Genomic DNA, 20,010 nt, shown 5'->3' with positions numbered 1-20,010 from the left:
CTGGAACACCAGTACTTTCTCTGATGTGCCGACCCGACCGCTGCTGCTGCTCGGGCCTACCTGAGAGCGCGTGGTGGACTAGGGCCCCTCCGCAGAGTCGCCCCAGGCCGAGGTCTGGCTTCGGCAGGCTTCGAGTGATCCGCACCTGGGGAAGGGCCAACCGCCAATGAGCTTGTGGTCGGACGGTCGCGCGTGGCTGCGTGGTATTCGAAAACCCTTTGCGTGCAGGCGTTCGAGGAGCGCATTCTTGTTCGAGTGGTACACCTCCTAGGGAGCCGCCCGGACAGGGCGGGCGGCTCCTTTCATTGCCTGAGGCAACCGCTCGTACGCCAGGGTGGCGCAGTCGGTAGCGCGCACCCCTCATAAGGGTGAGGCCGCCGGTTCGACCCCGGCCCCTGGTACTGCTTCCCGGTCTGGCTGAAGGTCGAGCGGGGCGCCTGCGGGCTGGGGCCGATCGCTGTCGTATCGGTTGTCAACCGCAAGCATCGGCGTTTGGCCTTCGCGGGCGGGTAATGCCGATGCACACCCAGTCGGGGAAGGAGGCGCATGACCTCACCACCACCAAAGCCCAAGGCCCCTCCCACCAGTCCCAGGCCGACCTGAGCGCCACGGTCCATCCCGGCCTTCTCTCCACCGATTCCAGTGGCGGCGCGGGTGCTGGGGCCAGTCCCGGCGCTCCCTCCACCGATTCCAGTGGCGGCTCGGGTGCTGCGGCCCCGTCCCGGCGCTCCCTCCGCCGATTCCGTTGGGGGGCGCGGGTGCTGCGGCGCGTCCCAGCGCTTCTCCACCGGTCTCGGGCGGGATGGGGTATGAGGCGGCTTCTCCGTCGATTGCGGCGGCGGGTGAGGCTTGCGTAGGCGGGAGCGGCCGAGGAGGCGCCCGCTAATTGCATGGGTGACCGCGTGAGGAGTTGCCCGCTGGTCGCATGGGTGACCGCGTGAGGAGTTGCCCGCTGGTCGCATGGGTGACCGCGTGAGGAGTTGCCCGCTGGTCGCATGGGTGACCGCGTGAGGAGTTGCCCGCTGGTCGCATGGGTGACCGCGTGAGGAGTTGCCCGCTGGTCGCATGGGTGACCGCGTGAGGAGTTGCCCGCTGGTCGCATGGGTGACCGCGTGAGGAGTTGCCCGCTGGTCGCATGGGTGACCGCGTGAGGAGTTGCCCGCTGGTCGCATGGGTGACCGCGTGAGGAGCCGCCCGATGGGCGCTTGGGGGACCGCCTGGGGCGCCGTGAGATGGGCCACGCCCGGTGGGTGGTTCATCGACGGCCCGTACGATGGGCGGTGTGACTGCCCAGCCTGAGACCACTGGTACGCCGACCGCGCTGAAGACGAAGCGGGTGTTGCTCGCGGCGCCGCGGGGATATTGCGCCGGCGTGGACCGGGCCGTGGTGGCGGTCGAGAAGGCGCTCGATCTGTACGGGCCGCCGGTGTACGTGCGCAAGGAGATCGTGCACAACAAGCACGTCGTACAGACCCTGCAGGCGCGTGGCGCGATCTTCGTGGACGAGACCGACGAGGTGCCCGAGGGGGAGACGGTGATCTTCTCCGCCCACGGCGTCTCCCCGGTGGTCCACCAGGAGGCGGCGGCACGGCAGCTCAAGACGATCGACGCCACCTGCCCGCTGGTCACCAAGGTGCACCACGAGGCGAAGCGGTTCGCCGCTGTCGACTTCGACATCCTGCTGATCGGCCACGACGGTCACGAAGAGGTCATCGGGACCAGCGGCGAGGCGCCGGAGCACACCCACCTGGTCGACGGACCGGGCGACGTGGCGAACATCGAGGTCCGCGACCCGGAGAAGGTGGTCTGGCTGTCCCAGACCACGCTGTCGGTCGACGAGACGATGGAGACCGTACGCCGGTTGCGCGAGAAGTTCCCGAAGCTGCAGGACCCGCCGAGCGACGACATCTGCTACGCCACCCAGAACCGGCAGGTCGCGGTGAAGAAGCTCGCGCCCGAGGTCGAGTTGATGATCGTGGTCGGGTCGCGCAACTCCTCGAACTCGGTCCGGCTGGTCGAGGTCGCTGTCGAGCACGGCGCCAAGGCGGGCTACCTGGTCGACTACGCGGCGGAGATCGACGAGGCGTGGCTGGAGGGAGTCGACTCGGTCGGTCTCACCAGCGGCGCGAGCGTGCCGGAGATCCTGGTCCGCGACGTACTCAGTTGGCTGGCCGAGCGTGGGTACGCCGAGGTCCAGGAGGTCACCACCGCGGAGGAGAGCCTGGTCTTCTCCCTCCCCCGCGAACTCCGCGCCGACCTCAAGCAGGCAGGCATGGCCACGACGGGCACGTCGGACCACGCCTAGTAGTCGTTGGGGGCCGAGAGTTACTGCGACAGGCCTTTCCCGAGGTAGCCGCGAGCAATCATCGTGACCCACTGGTAGACGGCGTCCTCCGCGGGGGCCAGCGGACCGGGCCGGAAGTGTGGCGAGCTGGCACCGCGCTGGACCGACTCGCAGGCGGCCCAGTCCTCCCGGTTGGTGATGTCCCAGAACTCGACCGCGTACGACGGGTCGGTCACCTCCGCCGGGAAGTACCACGAGCACTCGATCGCGGTCAGGCCCGGCGTCCGCGGCTCCATCCGGTGCGTCATCACGTAGTCGGGGTGCAGCGAGATCAGCAGGTTCGGGAACAGCCCCAGATAGCTGACCGTCCCCGGATCGACGCCGGGTAACGGAACGCCGAGTGATCGCCCGTCGAGCGACATCGTCTCGACTCCCGGACGTAGCTCCATCAGCCCGCCGACCCAGGCGCCCGGCAGGTTCCAGTTGTCGCCCGAGGTCGGCGGCGAGACCTTGCACAGCTCGGGGTGGATCAGCGGGCAGTGGTAGCACTCGTGGTAGTTCTCCACGATCATTTTCCAGTTGGCTGCCACCTCGTAGCTGTGCCGCGCCTTCAAGGTCAGCCGCTCCGGCTGGTACGGCGCGACGAGGTCGGTGATCCCGCCGAGATGCTCCACGAACCGCGGCGCTGTACCGAGCGCGTTGACGAAGTACCAGCCCTGCCACACCTCGCTCGGGAGCTCGACCAGGTCGTACGGCGTGGTGTCGAAGGCCTCGCCCATCCGGGGCGCCGCCTTCACCGCACCATCCAGCTCGTACGACCAGCCGTGGTACGGACAGACCACCGCCTTGCGGTCAGCGGATTCGCCCTGCTGGAGGAGTTCGTGGCCGCGATGGCGGCAGGTGTTCGCGAACGCGCGGGGGCGGTCGCCGAACGTCAGGAGCACCTGCACATCGCCGACGAGGGTCGCGCGATGCGTAGTACCGGCTGCCAGTTCGTCGACGCGACCGAGGCAGGTCCAGTGCGCGGCGAAGAAGTTCCGTTGCTCCCAGGCGAGCACGGCCGGGTCGGTATAGGCCGCCTGCGGCAGCATGACGGCCTCGCCGTGCGGGCGGAGGGTTGCCGCTAGCGCGGCTGGATCGACCGGTGCGTTGGCCATCCGCTCACTATCGGCTCTGCCTCGCGTAGAAGTCGAGCACGTGATCCCAGCCGTCCCAGGTTGTGTGGGTCAGCTCGACCTCGGTGCCGGTCCCGACCGGCGTGAATCTGACCGTGACCCGGCCGGCTCGCTTCGGATCGCTGCCCGGGTGCCAGGTGAAGCTCACCGACAGCGGCGGATCCCAGTCGGAGACCGTGCCCCAGTAGCCGATCGGACCCTGTACGCCGTACTCGACGATGCGACCGCCGACCGCCCCTTCCATCCGTACGGCGGTCGCCGTGCGCTTGCCGACCGAATGGGTCGCGAGCGGCCACCAGGCCGACATCCCGGCCGTGAACAGCTCGAACGCCCGCCCAGGTGGCAGCTGGACCAACACCGTCGTCACGGTCCCATTCTCTAACGTCCGAAGGACTCGAGGTCAGGACCCTCGTCTGTTCGGACGTAACGGCTATTCGACAGGGAGAACCCCCGGGTCCCGGCCGGGGCGGCCAGCGGGGACCCGGGGTGGTCAGTCAGTCGGTCAGTTGAAGGGGTCGAGGGTGATGAAGGCCTGCTGCGGGTTGCCGTCGTGGACGAGGGCCTCGTGGTTGCCGACGTCGTCGAAGGCGAATCCGTACGCCTTGGTGTCGACCATCTGGGCGTGGATCTTGCGGGAGTAGTGGTTGGTGACGTTGTCCAGGTAGAAACCCGAGTCGTTCGCGTCGGGCTGGTTCGGGTTGCTGAGCAGCGTGGACCGGTTGTAGCCGGCGCAGAGGGTGCGCGAGATCGGGCCGCGGACGAGGTCGTTCGGTGCGTCGAGCAGGCCCGCGCAGCCGAAGATGCTGGCCGAGTTGGGCTTCTGGAACGAGGTGACGATCTGACCGGAGGTGTTGGTGAAGTTCATGACGTTGCCCGAGACCCGGCCGAAGTACTTGATGTTCGGCTGGTCGCCGAACGGGGTGACCGTGAGCGTCTGCGAGCTGTACTTCGACCAGACCCGGTTGACGTAGTCGTCCATCACGTTCGAGGGCAGCGCGCCGGTCTCGACGCCGTACGTCGGTGCGAGCGCGCGGAGTACGGAGCCGTTGGGTGCTGTCTGGATCAGGTTGGCCCAGCCGCCGGATTGACCGCGGAGAGCGTTGAAGAAGGCGTTGTAGCCGCCTGGCTTCAGGTGACCGGTGGTCAGCGTGTTGCCGTTGCCTTGCTTCACACCGACGGCGTACGGCACCGAGAACATGTCCACCTGGGTGCTGTTGATCCACAGGCCGGAGTCGTTCAGCGTGTACTCGGTCCAGCTGAACAGGATGTTCCGGTTCGGGTCGCTCGGGTTCTGGACCGCAGGCTGCACGAGGCCGCCGGTGGTCAGCTTGAAGACCAGTTTCTGGCCGTACGAGAAGTAGACCCGGCCGGAGAACTTCGGCATCTGGATGGTGATCGACCCGCCGTTACCCGGTCCGGCGATCGACGCGTCCGGTGCCGGCGTCGGCGGGTTGCCACCGGCCGGCCAGGCGTGGAAGTTGCCGGCCGCATCGGCCCAGCCCTGCTGGCCGGTCGTCAGGTTGGTGCCCAGGTTGTAGATGTAGACAGCGTCACCACGGCCGGAGCTGTTGGTGATCTTGAGCGGAATGGTTGCAGGCACGGCCGAGGCCGGTCCGGCGACGGTGGCGACGATCCCGGCGGCGACAGTTGCCGCGGCGGCCAGGACTGCCATCAGTTTGCGATTGATACGCACAACTCCTCCTCAGGTTTGTCCCATGCGAGAGGAAGGCGGAGCACCGGCAAGCCCGGGAACGGCTGCGTTACCAGGTCGCAGCAACCCCACGGGCAGGCGGTCCGATGTCAGCCTGGACCTGAAGTTCACCCGGTGCCCACTGCTCAGCCGGTGAGGGACGGTTGAATCACCGGTGAGTGAGAGCGCTCTCATATTTGGACGCTTTCGCTAGGGTTGTCAATGCCGCGATGGTGGCGGATTCCCGACGCTTGACATACCAGGCAATCGACAACCGGTGTACTCCGCCGCCGTGATCAGGCCTCGCGTCCTGGACTGCGGAGTGATCGGGGGTCGGCGCGTTCAGCAGCACCGGCGAACGGATCTCGGTGGTCAGCCGGTCTGGGAATCGAAGCCCGGGAGGGTGGAATCCCCATCGGTGCGGGCTGTGTTGTGGGGAAGGGCAGGGCTGCTGCGCGGCGTACGGTCGATCAGTGGGCCTTGGACCCAGCGGCGGGTCTGGTCCTCCGCCTCGGCTTCTTCCAGGGCGAGCAACTCCGGGGCGGTGAGTGGGCGGACCGACGCCTCGATCGCCTCCATCGCCTCCAGTTCCGCCTCGGTGACGTGCAGGTCGCGAAGCTTGCGGGCGGTGGTGAAGACGCGACTCTCGAACGAGCCGACCGTGCGGTTGTACGCGTCGACGGCCGAGGTCAGCGACCGACCGACCCGGCCGAGGTGGTCGCCCATCGTGCTGAGCCGCTCGTACAACTCCCGGCCGAGCTCGAAGACCTGCTGGGCCGACTCGGTGAGCGCCGACTGGTTCCAGGCGTAGGCGGCCGCTCGCAGCGTCGCGATGAGCGTCGTCGGCGTCGCCAGGATCACCCGGCGCTCGGCGGCGTACTCGAGCAGGGACGGCTCGACGTCCAGCGCGGCGGATAGGAAGGACTCACCGGGCACGAAGAGGATGACGAACTCGGGCGTCGACGGGAGTCTGGACCAGTACGCCTTGGCGGAGAGTTGGTCGACGTGGGTGCGCAGGTGCCGGGCGTGGGCCCGCAGGCGCTCCTCGCGGAAGTCCGCGTCCTCGGACTCCGCGGCCTCCAGGAAGGCGGCCAGTGGAACCTTGGAGTCGACGACCAGATTCTTGCCCTCGGCAAGCCTGACGACCATGTCCGGGCGCAGCAGGCCGTCGTCGGTCACCGTCGAGGTCTGCTCGGTGAAGTCGCAGTGCGCGACCATGCCGGCCAACTCGACCGTCCGCTTCAGGTGCAACTCACCCCACCGGCCGCGCACCTGCGGTTTTCGCAAGGCGGTCGAAAGGGATGCGGTCTCGCGGCGCAGTGCCTCACCGCTCATCCGTACTTCATTCACTTGCTGGTGGAGCTCGCTCTGCCAGGCCGCCCGGCCCTTCTCCAACTGGTTCAGCTGGGCGTGCAGGCGGTCCAGGGACTCCTTCACCACGGCCTGGCCGGACATCTGCTGACCGACCGAATGCCGCTCCTGGGTCAGCTCGACCACCCGGTCCTCGGCCGCGTTGCGCTCGGCGGTGATCCGGGCCAACTCGGCGCCGTCGCGACCGCGGGACCAGAGCACGCCGAACACCGCGCCGAGCAGGAGGCCCACCACGAGGAACAGCAGCACCATCAACAGCGTCGTACCGGTCATGTCACAGACAGTGGCAGACGCCGCCGACAGTTTTGTGGATCAACCGTCGGCGGCGTCTGAATCAGCTCTGTGGATCAGCAGTCCATGGCGGCGAACGAGTACCCCTGAGCCTTCAGCGTCTGCAGTACCTTGTCGAGCGCGGCGACGGTCTGGCTGCGGTCGCCACCGCCGTCGTGCATCAAGATGATGTTGCGCCGGGTGGCGTGATGCATGATGTTGCCGGCGATCGCGTTGGTGCCCGGCCGGGCCCAGTCCCGCGGGTCGACGTCCCAGAGCACCTGGGTCATCCCGGCGGCCTTGATGTCCGCCCGCACCTTCGGGTTCGACGCGCCGTACGGCGGCCGGAAGCACTTGGACCGCGGACCGTCGAAGATCTCGTGGTGCCGCTTGGCGGCGGTGATCGCGGTCAGCTGCGGGTGCGAGATCGAGTGGCTGCCAATTGCGTTGCCTGCGGCAAGGATTTGCTCACGCAGACCGGGGTGCGCGTTCTGCATGCTGCCGAGCTGGAAGAAGGTCGCGCGCGCGCCGTACTTCTGCAGTACCGCAAGGATCTTCGGCGTCCAGACCGGGTCCGGGCCGTCGTCGAAGCTGAAGAAGAGCACCTTCTTGTTGCCGGCCGCGGCGGCGGCCGTCGGGTCCGCGGCCGGGCTGCCCGCGTTGTTGCTCGGCGTCTTGCCGGGCGTCTGGGTCGGCTCGTCGCTCGGCTCGTTCGTCGGGGTAGTGGTCGGCGTCACACTCGTACTGACACTGGACGCGGACGTCGGCTCCGGCTGGTTCTGATGTCCGAGTGCCAAGGCGATCAGTGAACCGACCACCAAGGCGGCCGCTGCGCCGGTGGCGACGATGGCAGCAAGCTTTTTGGACATGACGATGCTCCTTGTGGATCAGGCGGATGTTCCCCAGTTGCTCCCCTCAGGAGCTTTCACAAGATGAGACGCCCGCTGTCCTGATCTGGTTGGCATACCCATGTTGCGGGGAGATCTCAGTGGCCTTGTGCCGCTGCGAAAAGCCTTCTCTCCAAGGCTTCACGATGCGTGACGGCCGTCCTGGCGTGGCCGGCTTTTGCTCTCCGTCCGGTCACACTTCACCGAATCGCTTGCGGCCGGGTCGTCGTGATCGGTAGATCTTTTGCCCAGGGAGGCACGATGGATCCGCAGGTGGTTTTCGAGACCGATCGGCTGGTCGTCCGCGACTGGGCCGACAGTGATGGCGACCGGGTGTTCGACATCTATCGGCGCTGGGAGGTGTCCCGCTGGCTCGGGGCCGACCCGCGGGTGATGGCCGACCGGGATGCGGCCGAGCGTGTGATCGACCGCTGGAACGAGCGCAACCAGGACACGGTGTACGGGATCTGGGCGGTCGAGGAGAAGGCGTCGGGCACCGTGGCGGGGACCGTGCTGCTGGTTCCGCTGCCTGAGCCGACCGACGCTTCGGGCAAGGGTGAGGTCGAAGTGGGGTGGCATTTCCATCCGGACGCTTGGGGGCGCGGGCTGGCGACCGAGTCTGCGCGTGGGGCGATCACGCATGGCTTCAGGTCGGGGATCGGTGAGATCTATGCGGTCGTCCGGCCCGACAACGCGGCGTCACTGGCCGTGTGCGGACGGTTGGGGATGCGCGCACTCGGCCGGACGAGCCGCTGGTACGGGTCCGAACTGGAGTCCTTCGTCACCTGAGACTCGTCCGGCTTTCGGCGGCCGGCTCGTACGGCGGGCGCCCGGCGGCGGGTGGTTCGCAGTACGGGGCGGTGATCGTCGGATTGGGGTGCGGCGGGGTGGGCCGCGTACTCTTGTCGCCCGTGGCACTCACCATCGGAATCGTCGGGCTCCCCAACGCGGGCAAGTCCACGCTCTTCAACGCGCTGACCAAGAACAATGTGCTCGCGGCGAACTACCCGTTCGCGACGATCGAGCCCAACGTGGGTGTGGTCGGCGTGCCGGACGCGCGGCTCGGCAAGCTGGCCGAGATCTTCGGCTCGGCCAAGATCCTGCCGGCCACGGTGCAGTTCGTCGACATCGCCGGCATCGTCCGCGGCGCCTCCGTGGGTGAGGGGCTGGGCAACAAGTTCCTCAGCCATATCCGGGAGTCCGAGGCGATCTGTCAGGTCACCCGGGTGTTCCGCGACGACGACGTCACCCACGTCGACGGCAAGGTCTCACCGGCCGACGACATCTCCACCATCCAGACCGAGCTGATCCTGGCCGACCTGCAGACCGTCGAGAAGGCGATCCCGCGGCTGGAGAAGGAAGCCCGGCTGAAGAAGGAGAGCGTCGCGGTTCTCGAAGCGGTCCGCGAGGCGCAGAAGCACCTCGAGGCCGGTACGCCGATCATCGCCACCAACGTGGACCGGCTCGCGATCCGCGAACTGATGCTGATGACCGCCAAGCCGTACCTGTTCGTCTTCAACTGCGACGCCGACGAGCTCGCCGACGAACCGTTGAAGCAGCAGATGCGTGAGCTGGTCGCGCCGGCCGAGGCGATCTTCCTGGACGCCAAGTTCGAGGCCGAACTGGTCGAACTCGGCGACGAGGACGAGGCCCGCGAGATGCTCACCGAGATGGGCGTCGAGGAGCCCGGCCTGGACACCCTGGCCCGCGTCGGCTTCGAAACCCTCGGCCTGCAGACCTACCTCACCGCCGGCCCGAAGGAATCCCGCGCCTGGACCATCAAGGTCGGCGCCACCGCCCCCGAGGCGGCCGGGGTCATCCACACCGACTTCCAACGCGGCTTCATCAAGGCAGAAATAGTCTCCTTCGAAGACCTCATCTCGGCCGGCTCCATGGCCGCGGCCAAATCCGCCGGCAAGGTCCGCATCGAAGGCAAGGACTACATAATGTCCGACGGCGACGTAGTCGAATTCCGCTTCAACGTCTGAGTCTGCTGCTTGACAGCTCGTCGAGAATCGAGCGGTGACGACCGTTCCCAGCTTCCGGTACCACCCGGATCCGATCGGTACCGGATCAGCCGAAGTGAGCCGGGCACCCTGCGACATTTGTGGTGAGCTGACGGGTCTGCGCTATGTGGGTCCCGTATTCGGTGAACAGGTGGGCGAAGTCTGTTTCGGATGTATCGCCAGTGGGACGGCCGCGGAGCGGCTTGCTACACCAGCTGGACCGGCCGAGTTCGCGGATACCGGTTGGGGTGTGCCTGAGGACATACCGGGTGCCGTACTGGACGAGATCTCGCACCGCACACCCCGGCTACTTCGCCTGGCAGGGTTCGCACTGGCTTTATCACTGTGGCGATGGCGCCGCATACCTCGGTTGGGTGGGCTGGGAGCAGATCCGCGACGATGCCGGTGCAATGCAAGCCCTCCTGATCGAAGCCCGGGAGGCGGGGCTTGATGACTCTGCTGCTCAGGAATGGATCAGTCGCCTCTCGATTGACGGCGAGCTGACGGGTTACCGGTTCGAGTGCCTGCACTGCGGCGTGCGCCTCGCCCATTCAGACGCCAGCTGACGTCGATCGATACCCGCTACTGAGTCGAATTCCGCTGCAGCTTGTGAGTCGCCCTGGCGGGGCTCTCGCCTCCGTTCGGCAGTTCAGGGGTTGATCGAGCGATCTGGAAAGTCGGTTGGTGGGGGAGGGGGAGCGGATTAGGTTCGGGGGATGGTTGATGCGTTGTTTGGGGATTGGCGGTTGGTGGGGGTTTATGACGCGTTGGAGCCGGAGCGGGGGGATCTGGAGGCGTACGTGGGGATGGTGGGGGAGTTCGGGGCTCGGTCGGTGCTGGATGTGGGGTGTGGGACGGGGTGCTTGGCGAGTTTGCTGGTAGGGCTCGGGGTTGAGGTGGTGGGGGTGGATCCGGCCGAGGCTTCGTTGGAGGTGGCGCGGGGGAAACCTGGTGGCGAGCGGGTGCGGTGGGTTCAGGGGGATGCGGCTGGGTTGCCGCCGCTGCAGGTGGAGTTGGCGGTGATGACTGGGAACGTGGCGCAGGTGTTTCTCAGTGATGAGGAGTGGATGGCGACGCTGTACTGCGTACGGGCTGCGCTTGCGCCTGGTGGGCGGTTTGTGTTTGAGACAAGGGATCCGGCGCGGCAGGCGTGGGTGGGGTGGAATCGCGAGGCGACGTACAAGCGCGTGGATGTGCCGGGAGTCGGTGTGATCGAGAACTGGACCGACCTGCTTGAGGTGAACGAGCCGTTCGTGAAGTTCCGTGGGACCTACGTCTTCGAGTCCGATGGCGCCACGCTCACGTCGGAGTCGACGCTGCGCTTCCGAACTCGGGCCGAGGTTGAGGAGAGTCTGGAGGCGGCGGGCTTCCGCACGGCCGAGGTACGAGATGCGGCTGATCGGCCGGGGCTCGAGTTCGTTTTCGTTGCGGAGGTTGCCTGAGGGTGGAGCGGCCAGGGTGCCGGGGCAGGGGATTGGTGCTCACCCGGCACCCTGACCTGTTCAGGGGACCGCTGGGGGCGGTGGGTCGTCGCGGCCGGGCGAGGGGTGGGCGACTGCGCTCGTTGAGGTGGGCTGTCGCGGTTGGTGCATGGGGGCTCGGAGCCGTATCACCCAATGTACGGCGGGCGCTCAAATGGGCGGGCGCGTGGCCAGTGGTGAGGGCGGCGGTCCGGGGGAGGGCGGCTGGCGGTGATGGCGGGGTGCGAGCTGGAGTGCGCCGCGGGTGGTGGCTCCGGGAAGCGCTTGGTGGTGATGGCGGGTTGCGTGTCGGAGGTCGCCCTAGGTGGTGGGGGCGGTGGCGGTTCGCCGTATGGGACTACGGGGCTGCGAGGGGTTGGGTGCGATCCGTAGCCAGTTTTACGGCGAAGACGGCTAGGGCTGTGCCGGTGATGTAGCGGTGGATCTTGGACCACTTGGGGTGGCGGGTGAAGAGGGTGGCTACTGAGCCGGCGGTTATTACGAAGATGGCGTTCATGAGGACGCCTACGGCTAGTTGCGTGAGGCCCAGGAGGAGGCTTTGGGTGCCGATGTGGCCGCGGGTCGGGTCGACGAACTGGGGGAGCAGGGAGATGTAGAGGATTGCGATTTTGGGGTTGAGCAGGCAGGTCAGGAGGCCCATGCCGAAGAGTTTGCGGGGCCGGTCCGGGGTTAGGTCGTGGGGGGTGAAGGCGGAGCTGCCGCCGGGGCGGAGGGCGTTCCAGGCCAGCCAGAGCAGGTAGGCCGCGCCTGCGAGCTTGAGGGTTACGTAGATCTCGGGGACCAGGGCGAAGAGGGTGGCCAGACCGGCGGTGGCTGCGAGGAGGTAGGCGAGGAAGCCGACGCCCACGCCGGCTAGTGAGGTCAGGCCCGCGCGGCGGCCCTGGGTGACCGAACGGGAGACGAGGTAGATCATGTTCGGACCGGGCACGATCACCAGGCCGAGCTCGATCAGTGCGATCCCCACGAATGCCTCGGTGCTGACGAGCACGACGTCCCCTCTCGGTCGGAACGTCGAAACTAACAGCTGTCAGCCGCGGCGCTCGGTGGTTTTCGCAGTCGTGAGACGCCGGCTGGAGGGTCGTGGAGCGGGACCCCGCCGTAATTGTGTGGCGCGGCGTCCATCACAATTGGTTAGCTAGAGTCCGTACGCCTGACGGTTTGTGAAGGAGACGGTATGAGCGACAAGCCCAGCGAGCCGGCGCAGGACGATCTGCAGAAGAAGTTCCGCGACGCGCTCGCCAAGAAGAACGCGAACCACGAGTCGCACCCGGGCACCGGGCCGCGGCACGAGGGTGTCGGCGAGGCGCACAACGACAAGCAGAAGCGCCAGTTCCGGCGCAAGTCCGGCAGCTGATTCCGCCGCCCATCCATCCATTCCGAGCCCCGGGTCACCGCCCGGGGCTCAACTTTTGGCCCCGTACTGCGGGGAACCCGCTCGGGGCGGGGCTCGGCTCGATGGGTTCTGTGCCGACCGACAGGTAGTGCACCTCGAGACGGTGTACGCGCGATGTGTGGTTGCGCCTGAGTGCACTGGATAGCCGCTAGGACTACCTGTCGGTCGGGACGCGGGTGCGTGTCGCGTGGTGGCGGATTCGCAGAAACCGGTTCCTGTCGGGTGGGATGTCTTGGGCCGTCTAACCTTTGCCGGGTGACTGTTCCTCTGCACTTCGCCGTCAAGACCCGGTTGATGGAGTTGCTCGACCGGCTCGGTGAGGGTGCGGCGTTGCCGCCGGAGCGGACGCTGGCGAAAGAGTTCGAGGTCTCGCGCTGGACGATGCGGCAGGCGATCCGTGAGTTGACCGCCGACGGGCGGCTGCGGGCGCGGCAGGGGCAGGGCACCTTCGTGGCGACGCCGAAGTTGATCCAGCCGCTGGCGCTGGTCAGTTATACCGAGGCGCTGCGGGCGCAGGGGCAGGTGCCGGGGCGCGAGGTGGTTCGCTTCGACGAGGTCGTGGCGGATGCGGTGCTGGCGGAGAAGTTGGGGATCGCCGAGGGGGCGCCGGCGTACGAGCTGGAGCGGATCCTGTTCGCCGATGAGCAGCCGATCGGGTTGGAGACCACGTATTTGGCGGTATCCCGGTTCCCGACCCTGCGTGAGGTGCTGTTGCCGACGGGGTCGCTGTATCGCTGCCTGACCGATGATCTGGGCGTCCGGTTCGGGGAGGGTGAGGAGATTGTGGAGACGGTGATGGCGACTCCGCGCGAAGCCGAGCTGCTGAAGGCGACCCAGTCGTTGCCGATGCTTCTGCTGCATCGGACCAGCCGCGACACCGACGGCAAGCCGATCGAGGCGGTCCGCTCGCTCTACCGAGGCGACCGCGTCGGCTTCCGTGCCACGCTGCGCCCCTGACAACACCCCGTACTGCGCTGCGCAGGCGACGCCCGTCGGTTGCTGGGGGGTGAGGGAAGGCGGGGTATGGGGCAAGGCGGTCGTCCGGGGTGTGGGGGTAAGGGCGGCGCGGTGGGGGTGAGTGCGGTCGTGCCTGGGGAGGCGCCGTGTTTGTGGGGACGGCGTGGGGTGTCCGCCGTTCGGAGAGGCGTGGTGGGGGCTGGTGTTTTCGGGGGGTTCATCTGTGGGACAGGTGGCGGGGACGTTGATGTAATTGGTCCGGACCAATCTTGAGGAGGAGTCGAGGTTGGGAGAGGGATTGTGCGGGTTGTGGTGGTGGGTGGCGGGGTGTTGGGGACGTTTCACGCCTGGGAGGGGGTGAGGCGTGGGCATCAGGTGGTGCAGATCGAGCGGGAGTTGGGGAGTCGAGGGGCCAGTGTTCGGAACTTTGGGCTGGTCTGGGTCAGTGGGCGCGCTGATGGGGCGGAGATCGCGACTGCTCTGCGGGCTCGCGAGTTGTGGGCGCGGGTGTCCGGGATCGGGTTTCGGTCGAACGGGTCGTTGACGGTTTGCCGGACCGACGTCGAGTTGGCCGTCGCGAAGGAGGCTGCTGGGCGTGAGGATGCGGTAGAGCGCGAGTTCGAGTTGCTTGACGCTGAGGAGACCCGGCGCCGCAACCCGGCGTTGAAGGGCGACCTTCTGGGGGCGCTCTGGTGCGGTCGTGACGCGATCGTTGAACCGCGCGAGGTGCTCAAGCAGCTCAGGAACGAGCTGGAGAAGTCCGGCCGGTACGAGTTCAAGAGCGGCCGGGAGATCCGCGACGTCAGCAACCAGAAGCTGAGGGACGACCACGGCGAGACCCATGAAGCCGACGTCATCATGCTCTGCACCGGCGCCTGGCACGGCGGCCTGATCCGCGAGCTCGCCGGCGAGCTGCCGGTCCGACGGGTACGGCTGCAGATGATGCAGACGGCACCGCTGGAGCAGCAGCTCACCACGGCAGTCGCCGACGCTGACAGCTTCCGCTACTACCCGGCGTACGAAGGTCCCGCGCTCGACGCGCTCAAGGAGACGCCGCAAGCAGGAGTTGCCCAGAGCAACGCGATGCAGCTGCTGATGGTGCAGCGCGCACACGGCGGACTCACGATCGGCGACACACACGAGTACGCCGAGCCGTTCGGATTCGACGTCCAGAGCGAACCGTACGACTACCTGCGCGAAGCAGTCGAATCCCTTCTCGGCCAGAAGATGCCGCAGATCGTACGCCGCTGGGCAGGCGTCTACTCCCAGTCGATCACGCCAGGCGAGGTCGTCGTACGCCGTGAGCCGTCCCCCAACGTGCACCTGATCACCGGACCAGGCGGACGCGGCATGACCATGTCGCCGGCGATCGCCGAGACGACGTATTCGGAGGCAGGACTGTGATCCAACTCGTGGTGCTTGACATGGCCGGCACGACGGTCGCCGACGACGGCCTGGTCGAGAAGGCCTTCACCAGCGCTATCGGTGCCCAAGGCATCGAACCCGAAACGCGCAGGTACGACGAGATGCTCGACCATGTCCGCACCACCATGGGCGAGTCGAAGATCACCGTCTTCCGGCACCTGCTTGGTGGCGACGAAGCAGCGGCACAGCAGGCCAACAAGGCCTTCGAGACGGCGTACGGCGTACTTGTGGACGAAGGTCGTTGCGCGCCGATCCCTGGCGCCGAGGACGCGATCCGCGCGATCAAGGAGACCGGCGCGAAGGTCTGCCTGACCACGGGGTTCGCCGAGACCACCCAGCAGCGGATTCTCGCCGCTCTCGGTTGGCGGGGCCTCGCCGACCTCACCCTCTGTCCCGCGCAAGCGGGCCGGGGCCGACCGTATCCGGACCTGGTGCTCAAAGCCGTGCTGGAGCTGAAAGCCGATGCCGTGGCCGCTGTGGCAGTGGCCGGTGACACCGCCTACGACATGACCACAGGAGTCCGGGCTGGGGCCGGAATCGTCGCAGGAGTCCTTACCGGTGCCCATGGCAACGATCAACTCGTCGCCGCCGGCGCCACGCACGTACTCGCATCGATCCGGGATCTGCCCGGATTGCTCGCCGACCGAAAGCTGGAGAAGTGAAGATCATCAAGCCCCTGCTCGCCGGAGTCCTGATCAGCGTGCTCGCCGCTTGCGGTGGTACCGGCGCGGCGTCGACCACCGATAGCAAGACCACGATCGTGACCGTCTACACCGCCGATGGGCTGGCCGATTGGTACAAGGCCCGCTTCGACAAGTTCACCCAGCAGACCGGGATGAAGGTCCAGATCGTCGAGGCCGGTTCCGGCGAGGTGGTCTCCCGGCTGCAGAAGGAGAAGTCGAACCCGCAGGCCGACGTGGTCGTGACCCTGCCGCCGTTCATCCAGAAGGCCTCGGCGGACAAGCTGCTGCAGCCGTACGCCGTACCGGGCAGCGACCAGGTGAAAGGTTTGAAGGGCCCGGACTACGTCGCCGTGGTCGACAACTATCTGAGCTTCATCGTGAACCCCAAGGCCGGTCGGCCGAAGTCGTTCGACGACCTGCTCGACGCGAAGTTCAAGGGCAAGATCCAGTACTCGACCCCGGGCCAGGCAGGCGACGGTACGGCGGTACTGCTGCTGTTGCAGCACCTGCTCGGCAAGCAGGGTGCCCTCGACTACCTCGCCAAGCTGGAGAAGAACAACGTCGGCCCGTCCGCCTCGACCGGCAAGCTGCAGCCGAAGGTGAGCAAGGCCGAGATCTGGGTCGCGAACGGCGACGTCCAGATGAACCTGGCCTCGATCAAGAACGACAAGTCCGCGTTCGCCCTGCTCTTCCCGGCCGGCCCGGACGGCAAGCAGACGACCCTCGACCTCCCGTACGTGATGGGCCTCGGCGCGGGTGCGCCGAACAGCGAGGGCGGCAGGAAGTTGATGGACTACCTGCTCTCGCCCGAGGCGCAGGAGACGGCTTCGAGTGACTCCTTCGGCCTTCCCGCCCGCTCCGACGTCAAGCCGGCCGATGCGAACTTCCAGGCCGTCGAGCAGGCGATGACCGGCGTCGAGGTCTACCAGCCGGACTGGACCGCGGTACTGAACGACCTCGACGCGGACGTCGCGGCGTACACCAAGGCCGTGTCGGGATGACCGTCGAGCTCGAGGAGGTGACGGTTCAGTTCGGCCGGACGGTCGCGCTGGAAGGGCTGAATCTCACCGTCGCCGCCGGCGAGACGGTCGCCCTGCTCGGACCGTCCGGCTCGGGCAAATCCACCGCGCTGAAGGCGATCGCGGGCTTCGTCCGGCCGAGCCGCGGCCGGATCCGGCTGGCCGGCGTGGACGTCACCGACGTACCGCCGGCCAGGCGGGGGATCGGGGTCGTCGTCCAGCAGTACGCGCTCTTCCCGCATCTGCGCGTCGCGGACAACGTCGCCTTCGGACTGCGGGCGGCGCGCAAGCCGAGGGCCGAGGTGAGCCGCCGGGTCGCGGAGATGCTGGAGATGGTCGGCATGTGCATGTTCGCGCGGCGGTTCCCGCGCGAGCTGTCCGGTGGGCAGCAGCAGCGGGTGGCGATCGCCCGGGCGCTGGCGATCCAGCCACAGGTGCTGTTGCTCGACGAGCCACTCGCGGCACTCGACGCGCAACTCCGCGCAGACATGCTCGGCGAACTGCAGAAGCTGCGCCGCGAGGTGCCGGACGTGGCGATCCTCTACGTCACGCACGACCAGTCCGAGGCGCTCGCGCTCGCCGACCGGATCGCGGTGATGCGCGATGCTCGACTTGTCGACATTGCGCCGTCCGCCGACCTGTACGCCGCTCCGCCGTCCGCCTTCACCGCGTCCTTCCTGGGTGGCGCGAACCTGCTGCCCGTGGAGCTCGCCGGCGGCGAAGTCAGGCTCGCCGGGCATCCCGTACTGCGAACGGACGTTGCTAGCGGCAACCAGTTGCTGGTGATCCGGCCGCACGCCATCAAGCTGGGCGAGAACGGGATCCCAGGGCGGTTGGTGGCGGCGCAATGGCGGGGTGCCTCCAGCCGATTGACGTGCACGATCGACGGGCTCCCCGACGTACCGGTCCAGGTCGACGTACCCGCATCCAACCGGCTCCCCGGAGTAGGGGCGAAGGTCTCGCTGGTGCTGCCGGCCGAGGCGTGCAGCCTGGTCGCGGCGGAGGGTCGCTGATGGCCGCCGAGGTACTGAACTTGCCTGTCAGCAACCAGAGGCGATCGGCCCAAAAAGCTTGGAGCCGGTCCATCTGGTTGCTGCCTCCGCTGTTGCTGCTGGCCGGACTGGTGGTCTATCCGCTGGTGCTCGTCGCCGGTCAGTCGTTCGCCGGCGGGTTCGTAACCTGGCGGGCGGTGATCGGGTCGGCCGAGTTCCGCGACGCGTTGGTGCGGACGGTCCAGATCGCGGTCTCGGCGACGATCGGCTGCCTGATCGTCGGCACCTTCCTGGCGGTCGTGATCAGCTTCGTGCCGTTCCCGGGCGCGCGGATCGTGTCCGGCCTGGTCGACGCGATGCTGGCGCTGCCATCGTTCCTGGTGGCGTTGTCGTTCACCTTCATCTACGGAACCGCCGGGATTCTCGGCGCGATCAGCGGCGGGTTCCTGACCTCGCCGTGGGCAGTGATCCTGGCCGAGATCACCTTCTACACGCCGTTCGTGATGCGGCCGTTGCTCGGGGCGATGGGCCAGATCCCGCGGGTGCAGTTGGACGTAGCGGCCAGTCTGGGTGGCGGTCCTTGGCGCGTACTGCGAACTGTCGTACTCCCGGAGGTGCGCCCGGCAATGGCTGCTGGAGGCAGCTTGACACTCCTGCTCACGCTGAACGAATTCGGCATCGTGCTGTTCCTCGGCGCGCGTGGCACGACCACCTTGCCGATGCTCGTCCACACCAAGGGCATCGTGATGTTCGACTACCCGAGCGCTTGCGTGATCGCGGTCGTCCAGATCCTGCTGTCGATCGGCCTGTACGTCGCGTTGCGGGCGGGCCTGGCCCGGTTGGGAGATCACCGTGTTGCTCTGGACTAGGCCTGGCCGGATCCTCACCTGGCTCGCGTTCGCCATCGTCTTCGGCGTACTTGTGCTCGCGCCCTTCGTCGTGGTCGCGGCGGCAGCCTTCTCGGGAACGTGGAACGGGGTGCTACCCGCCGCCTTCACCGGAGAACATCTGAGCGAGGCGTTGTCGGGAGACCAACTGGCAAGCTTGTCGGTCAGTCTGCAGACCGCGCTCCTCGGTGGTCTGCTCGCGGTCGTCTTCGGGACCTGGGCCGCACTGGCAAGCCGGTCGGCGCCCGCGCCGATCGCTCGCTTCGCCGACGCGTTGCACCACCTTCCGATCGCAGTACCGTCCGTCGTGGTGGGGTTGAGCCTCCTCGTCGCCTTCTCACGTCAGCCGGTGTTGCTGAACGGCACCAAGTGGATCGTGGTGATCGCGCACCTGGTGTTGATGATCGCCTTCAGCTACGGAACGGTCGCGGCAGCGCTGCAGCGGACCGACGACGCGTTCGCTCAAGTGGCGGCCTCGTTGGGGGCGTCGCCGGCCCGGGTGCTGTGGAAGGTTCGGCTGCCGATGCTGCTGCCCGCGATCGTTTCCGCGGGCAGCCTGTCGATCGCGTTGTCGATGGGCGAGGTCGGCGCGACGATCATGGTCTATCCCGCGTCGTGGCGGACCCTGCCGGTGAGCATCTTCGCCCTGACCGATCGCGGCCAGACCTTCGTGGCCGCGGCCGAATCACTCGTACTGCTGGCGGTCACCGTCGTACTCGTGGTCACGCTGGATCGGTTGCGGGGGCGGGCTGCTGAGAGATGAGATCGGTCAGGCGGGTCAGTTGGAGCTCCCAGCCCTGCAGGTGACCGGCCGCGTCTTCGGCGTTGCTCAGCGCGGTGTGGCTGAGCAGTAGGTGGGTACCGCCGTCGACCTCGGACAGCTCGACGCGGACCTCTGAGATCTCGTCCTCGCTGCCGTCCCACTTCCAGGTGAAGGCGAGCAGGCGCGGCGGCTCCACCTCCAAATAGTTGCCACGGACAACATGCGGGCCCATCGTCACGACATACCCGCCGCCGACGCGCACGTCCGCCTCCACCTTGAGGTCGTGCGCGGGATTCGGGCAGTACCACTGGGTCAGCAGTTCCGGTCGCGACCAGGCGTCGTACACGCGACTGATCGTTGCCGGCAGCACCCTTTCGATCCGGACGTCAGTGCTCATCGTCACTCCCTCGCAACAGGTCTTCCAGTCGGTCGATGGTCGTGTTCCAGTACTCCGTCAGGTCGCCGAGCCAGGTCTGCAGCTCGCTGAACGCCTCTGGCCGCAAGGTGCAGACCACCGTTCGCCCGACCTTCCGGCGGCTCACCAATCCGGCGTCCACCAGCACTCCGACGTGCTTCGTCATCGCCGGCAGGCTTACCTGATGTGGCGCCGCGAGCTCGCCCATCGTCGCTTCCCCGCGACTCAACCGGGTCACCACAGCCAGTCGGGTGCCGTCCCCGAGCGCCGCGAACGTAGTAGCCAACACGGAGAACATTTCACCATTTGGTG

At 67.3% G+C, this 20,010-nt stretch carries 21 protein-coding genes, 1 tRNA gene and 1 pseudogene; 15 read left to right on the top strand and 8 right to left on the bottom strand.

Annotated elements, in window-relative coordinates:
• The first annotated feature begins 328 nt into the window (after positions 1 to 328).
• A tRNA-Met gene (locus F1D05_RS12180) sits at positions 329 to 401 on the top strand.
• Positions 402 to 1,273: 872 nt separating this feature from the next.
• On the top strand, positions 1,274 to 2,305 hold the full coding sequence (locus F1D05_RS12175) for a 4-hydroxy-3-methylbut-2-enyl diphosphate reductase (RefSeq protein ID WP_185447697.1): 1,032 nt from the start codon (positions 1,274 to 1,276) through the stop codon (positions 2,303 to 2,305).
• A gap of 20 nt (positions 2,306 to 2,325) precedes the next feature.
• Here F1D05_RS12175 and F1D05_RS12170 read toward each other — a convergent pair whose 3' ends face one another.
• From F1D05_RS12170 to F1D05_RS12150, 5 genes are all read right to left on the bottom strand, one after another.
• A complete protein-coding gene (locus tag F1D05_RS12170; protein ID WP_185447695.1) occupies positions 2,326 to 3,441 on the bottom strand; it encodes an aromatic ring-hydroxylating oxygenase subunit alpha in 1,116 nt (371 codons plus the stop codon).
• Between the two features lie 7 nt (positions 3,442 to 3,448).
• Entirely contained in the window at positions 3,449 to 3,826 is a 378-nt protein-coding gene (locus tag F1D05_RS12165) for an SRPBCC domain-containing protein (protein ID WP_246486623.1), read from the bottom strand.
• A gap of 135 nt (positions 3,827 to 3,961) precedes the next feature.
• Positions 3,962 to 5,152 (bottom strand): glycoside hydrolase family 64 protein, encoded by a 1,191-nt coding sequence (locus F1D05_RS12160; RefSeq protein WP_206686182.1) that lies wholly within the window; start codon positions 5,150 to 5,152, stop codon positions 3,962 to 3,964.
• A 369-nt stretch (positions 5,153 to 5,521) separates the two neighbouring features.
• A complete protein-coding gene (locus F1D05_RS12155) occupies positions 5,522 to 6,793 on the bottom strand; it encodes a DNA recombination protein RmuC (protein ID WP_185447693.1) in 1,272 nt (423 codons plus the stop codon).
• 74 nt (positions 6,794 to 6,867) lie between these two features.
• Complete coding sequence (locus tag F1D05_RS12150; RefSeq protein WP_185447691.1) at positions 6,868 to 7,659, bottom strand: polysaccharide deacetylase family protein; 792 nt, start codon at positions 7,657 to 7,659, stop codon at positions 6,868 to 6,870.
• Positions 7,660 to 7,938: 279 nt separating this feature from the next.
• Between F1D05_RS12150 and F1D05_RS12145 the strand changes: the two genes are divergently transcribed.
• From F1D05_RS12145 to F1D05_RS12130, 5 genes and pseudogenes are all read left to right on the top strand, one after another.
• The gene (locus F1D05_RS12145; protein ID WP_185447689.1) at positions 7,939 to 8,466 is read left to right on the top strand and encodes a GNAT family N-acetyltransferase; all 528 of its coding nucleotides are present in this window, start codon (positions 7,939 to 7,941) and stop codon (positions 8,464 to 8,466) included.
• Between the two features lie 122 nt (positions 8,467 to 8,588).
• Entirely contained in the window at positions 8,589 to 9,665 is a 1,077-nt protein-coding gene (gene ychF, locus F1D05_RS12140; RefSeq protein WP_185447688.1) for a redox-regulated ATPase YchF, read from the top strand.
• Positions 9,666 to 9,699: 34 nt separating this feature from the next.
• Positions 9,700 to 9,930 (top strand): annotated as a pseudogene (locus F1D05_RS42935) (CbrC family protein); the annotation flags it as partial.
• Between the two features lie 22 nt (positions 9,931 to 9,952).
• Positions 9,953 to 10,249, top strand: coding sequence for a CbrC family protein (locus F1D05_RS12135; protein ID WP_185447686.1), 297 nt, complete (start codon positions 9,953 to 9,955; stop codon positions 10,247 to 10,249).
• Positions 10,250 to 10,399: 150 nt separating this feature from the next.
• Positions 10,400 to 11,125, top strand: coding sequence for a class I SAM-dependent methyltransferase (locus F1D05_RS12130; RefSeq protein ID WP_185447684.1), 726 nt, complete (start codon positions 10,400 to 10,402; stop codon positions 11,123 to 11,125).
• Positions 11,126 to 11,501: 376 nt separating this feature from the next.
• Here the strand turns inward: F1D05_RS12130 and F1D05_RS12125 are convergent, their stop codons facing one another.
• Entirely contained in the window at positions 11,502 to 12,152 is a 651-nt protein-coding gene (locus F1D05_RS12125) for a LysE family translocator (RefSeq protein WP_185447683.1), read from the bottom strand.
• 186 nt (positions 12,153 to 12,338) lie between these two features.
• On the opposite strand from F1D05_RS12125, the gene F1D05_RS12120 reads away from it, so the two are divergent.
• From F1D05_RS12120 to F1D05_RS12085, 8 genes are all read left to right on the top strand, one after another.
• Positions 12,339 to 12,518, top strand: coding sequence for a DUF5302 domain-containing protein (locus F1D05_RS12120; RefSeq protein WP_185447681.1), 180 nt, complete (start codon positions 12,339 to 12,341; stop codon positions 12,516 to 12,518).
• Positions 12,519 to 12,812: 294 nt separating this feature from the next.
• Positions 12,813 to 13,514 carry a GntR family transcriptional regulator gene (locus F1D05_RS12115; protein ID WP_185447679.1) on the top strand — a complete coding sequence of 234 codons (702 nt, stop codon included), beginning with the start codon at positions 12,813 to 12,815 and terminating at the stop codon, positions 13,512 to 13,514.
• Between the two features lie 300 nt (positions 13,515 to 13,814).
• Positions 13,815 to 14,918 (top strand): TIGR03364 family FAD-dependent oxidoreductase, encoded by a 1,104-nt coding sequence (locus F1D05_RS12110; RefSeq protein ID WP_185447677.1) that lies wholly within the window; start codon positions 13,815 to 13,817, stop codon positions 14,916 to 14,918.
• The gene (locus F1D05_RS12105) at positions 14,915 to 15,601 is read left to right on the top strand and encodes a phosphonatase-like hydrolase (RefSeq protein ID WP_185447675.1); all 687 of its coding nucleotides are present in this window, start codon (positions 14,915 to 14,917) and stop codon (positions 15,599 to 15,601) included. The genes F1D05_RS12110 and F1D05_RS12105 overlap by 4 nt, the downstream gene beginning before the upstream one ends.
• Positions 15,598 to 16,623, top strand: a complete 1,026-nt coding sequence (locus tag F1D05_RS12100; protein ID WP_206686181.1) for a 2-aminoethylphosphonate ABC transporter substrate-binding protein — start codon at positions 15,598 to 15,600, stop codon at positions 16,621 to 16,623. Before F1D05_RS12105 ends, F1D05_RS12100 begins: the two co-directional genes overlap by 4 nt.
• Positions 16,620 to 17,654, top strand: coding sequence for an ABC transporter ATP-binding protein (locus F1D05_RS12095; RefSeq protein ID WP_185447673.1), 1,035 nt, complete (start codon positions 16,620 to 16,622; stop codon positions 17,652 to 17,654). The genes F1D05_RS12100 and F1D05_RS12095 overlap by 4 nt, the downstream gene beginning before the upstream one ends.
• A complete protein-coding gene (locus F1D05_RS12090; protein ID WP_185447671.1) occupies positions 17,654 to 18,502 on the top strand; it encodes a 2-aminoethylphosphonate ABC transporter permease subunit in 849 nt (282 codons plus the stop codon). Before F1D05_RS12095 ends, F1D05_RS12090 begins: the two co-directional genes overlap by 1 nt.
• Positions 18,486 to 19,283: an ABC transporter permease gene (locus F1D05_RS12085; RefSeq protein ID WP_185447669.1), complete on the top strand. Its 798-nt coding sequence runs from the start codon at positions 18,486 to 18,488 to the stop codon at positions 19,281 to 19,283. Before F1D05_RS12090 ends, F1D05_RS12085 begins: the two co-directional genes overlap by 17 nt.
• Here F1D05_RS12085 and F1D05_RS12080 read toward each other — a convergent pair.
• Both F1D05_RS12080 and F1D05_RS12075 read right to left on the bottom strand, forming a co-directional pair.
• Positions 19,243 to 19,680, bottom strand: coding sequence for an SRPBCC family protein (locus tag F1D05_RS12080; protein WP_185447667.1), 438 nt, complete (start codon positions 19,678 to 19,680; stop codon positions 19,243 to 19,245). The genes F1D05_RS12085 and F1D05_RS12080 overlap by 41 nt on opposite strands.
• The gene (locus tag F1D05_RS12075; protein WP_206686180.1) at positions 19,670 to 19,996 is read right to left on the bottom strand and encodes an ArsR/SmtB family transcription factor; all 327 of its coding nucleotides are present in this window, start codon (positions 19,994 to 19,996) and stop codon (positions 19,670 to 19,672) included. Before F1D05_RS12075 ends, F1D05_RS12080 begins: the two co-directional genes overlap by 11 nt.
• Between the last annotated feature and the right edge of the window lie 14 nt (positions 19,997 to 20,010).

This window comes from Kribbella qitaiheensis (assembly GCF_014217565.1).
Taxonomy (GTDB): Bacteria; Actinomycetota; Actinomycetes; order Propionibacteriales; family Kribbellaceae; genus Kribbella; species Kribbella qitaiheensis_A.
This window is presented reverse-complemented; position numbering and strand designations above follow the sequence as displayed.

Excerpts from the sequence above, each read along its gene's own strand:
- F1D05_RS12175 (WP_185447697.1), top strand. The coding sequence starts at position 1,274 with ATGGGCGGTGTGACTGCCCAGCCTGAGACCACTGGTACGCCGACCGCG.
- F1D05_RS12170 (WP_185447695.1), bottom strand. The coding sequence starts at position 3,441 with ATGGCCAACGCACCGGTCGATCCAGCCGCGCTAGCGGCAACCCTCCGC.
- F1D05_RS12155 (WP_185447693.1), bottom strand. The coding sequence starts at position 6,793 with ATGACCGGTACGACGCTGTTGATGGTGCTGCTGTTCCTCGTGGTGGGC.
- F1D05_RS12150 (WP_185447691.1), bottom strand. The coding sequence starts at position 7,659 with ATGTCCAAAAAGCTTGCTGCCATCGTCGCCACCGGCGCAGCGGCCGCC.
- F1D05_RS12145 (WP_185447689.1), top strand. The coding sequence starts at position 7,939 with ATGGATCCGCAGGTGGTTTTCGAGACCGATCGGCTGGTCGTCCGCGAC.
- F1D05_RS12130 (WP_185447684.1), top strand. The coding sequence starts at position 10,400 with ATGGTTGATGCGTTGTTTGGGGATTGGCGGTTGGTGGGGGTTTATGAC.
- F1D05_RS12120 (WP_185447681.1), top strand. The coding sequence starts at position 12,339 with ATGAGCGACAAGCCCAGCGAGCCGGCGCAGGACGATCTGCAGAAGAAG.
- F1D05_RS12095 (WP_185447673.1), top strand. The coding sequence starts at position 16,620 with ATGACCGTCGAGCTCGAGGAGGTGACGGTTCAGTTCGGCCGGACGGTC.
- F1D05_RS12090 (WP_185447671.1), top strand. The coding sequence starts at position 17,654 with ATGGCCGCCGAGGTACTGAACTTGCCTGTCAGCAACCAGAGGCGATCG.
- F1D05_RS12080 (WP_185447667.1), bottom strand. The coding sequence starts at position 19,680 with ATGAGCACTGACGTCCGGATCGAAAGGGTGCTGCCGGCAACGATCAGT.
- F1D05_RS12075 (WP_206686180.1), bottom strand. The coding sequence starts at position 19,996 with ATGTTCTCCGTGTTGGCTACTACGTTCGCGGCGCTCGGGGACGGCACC.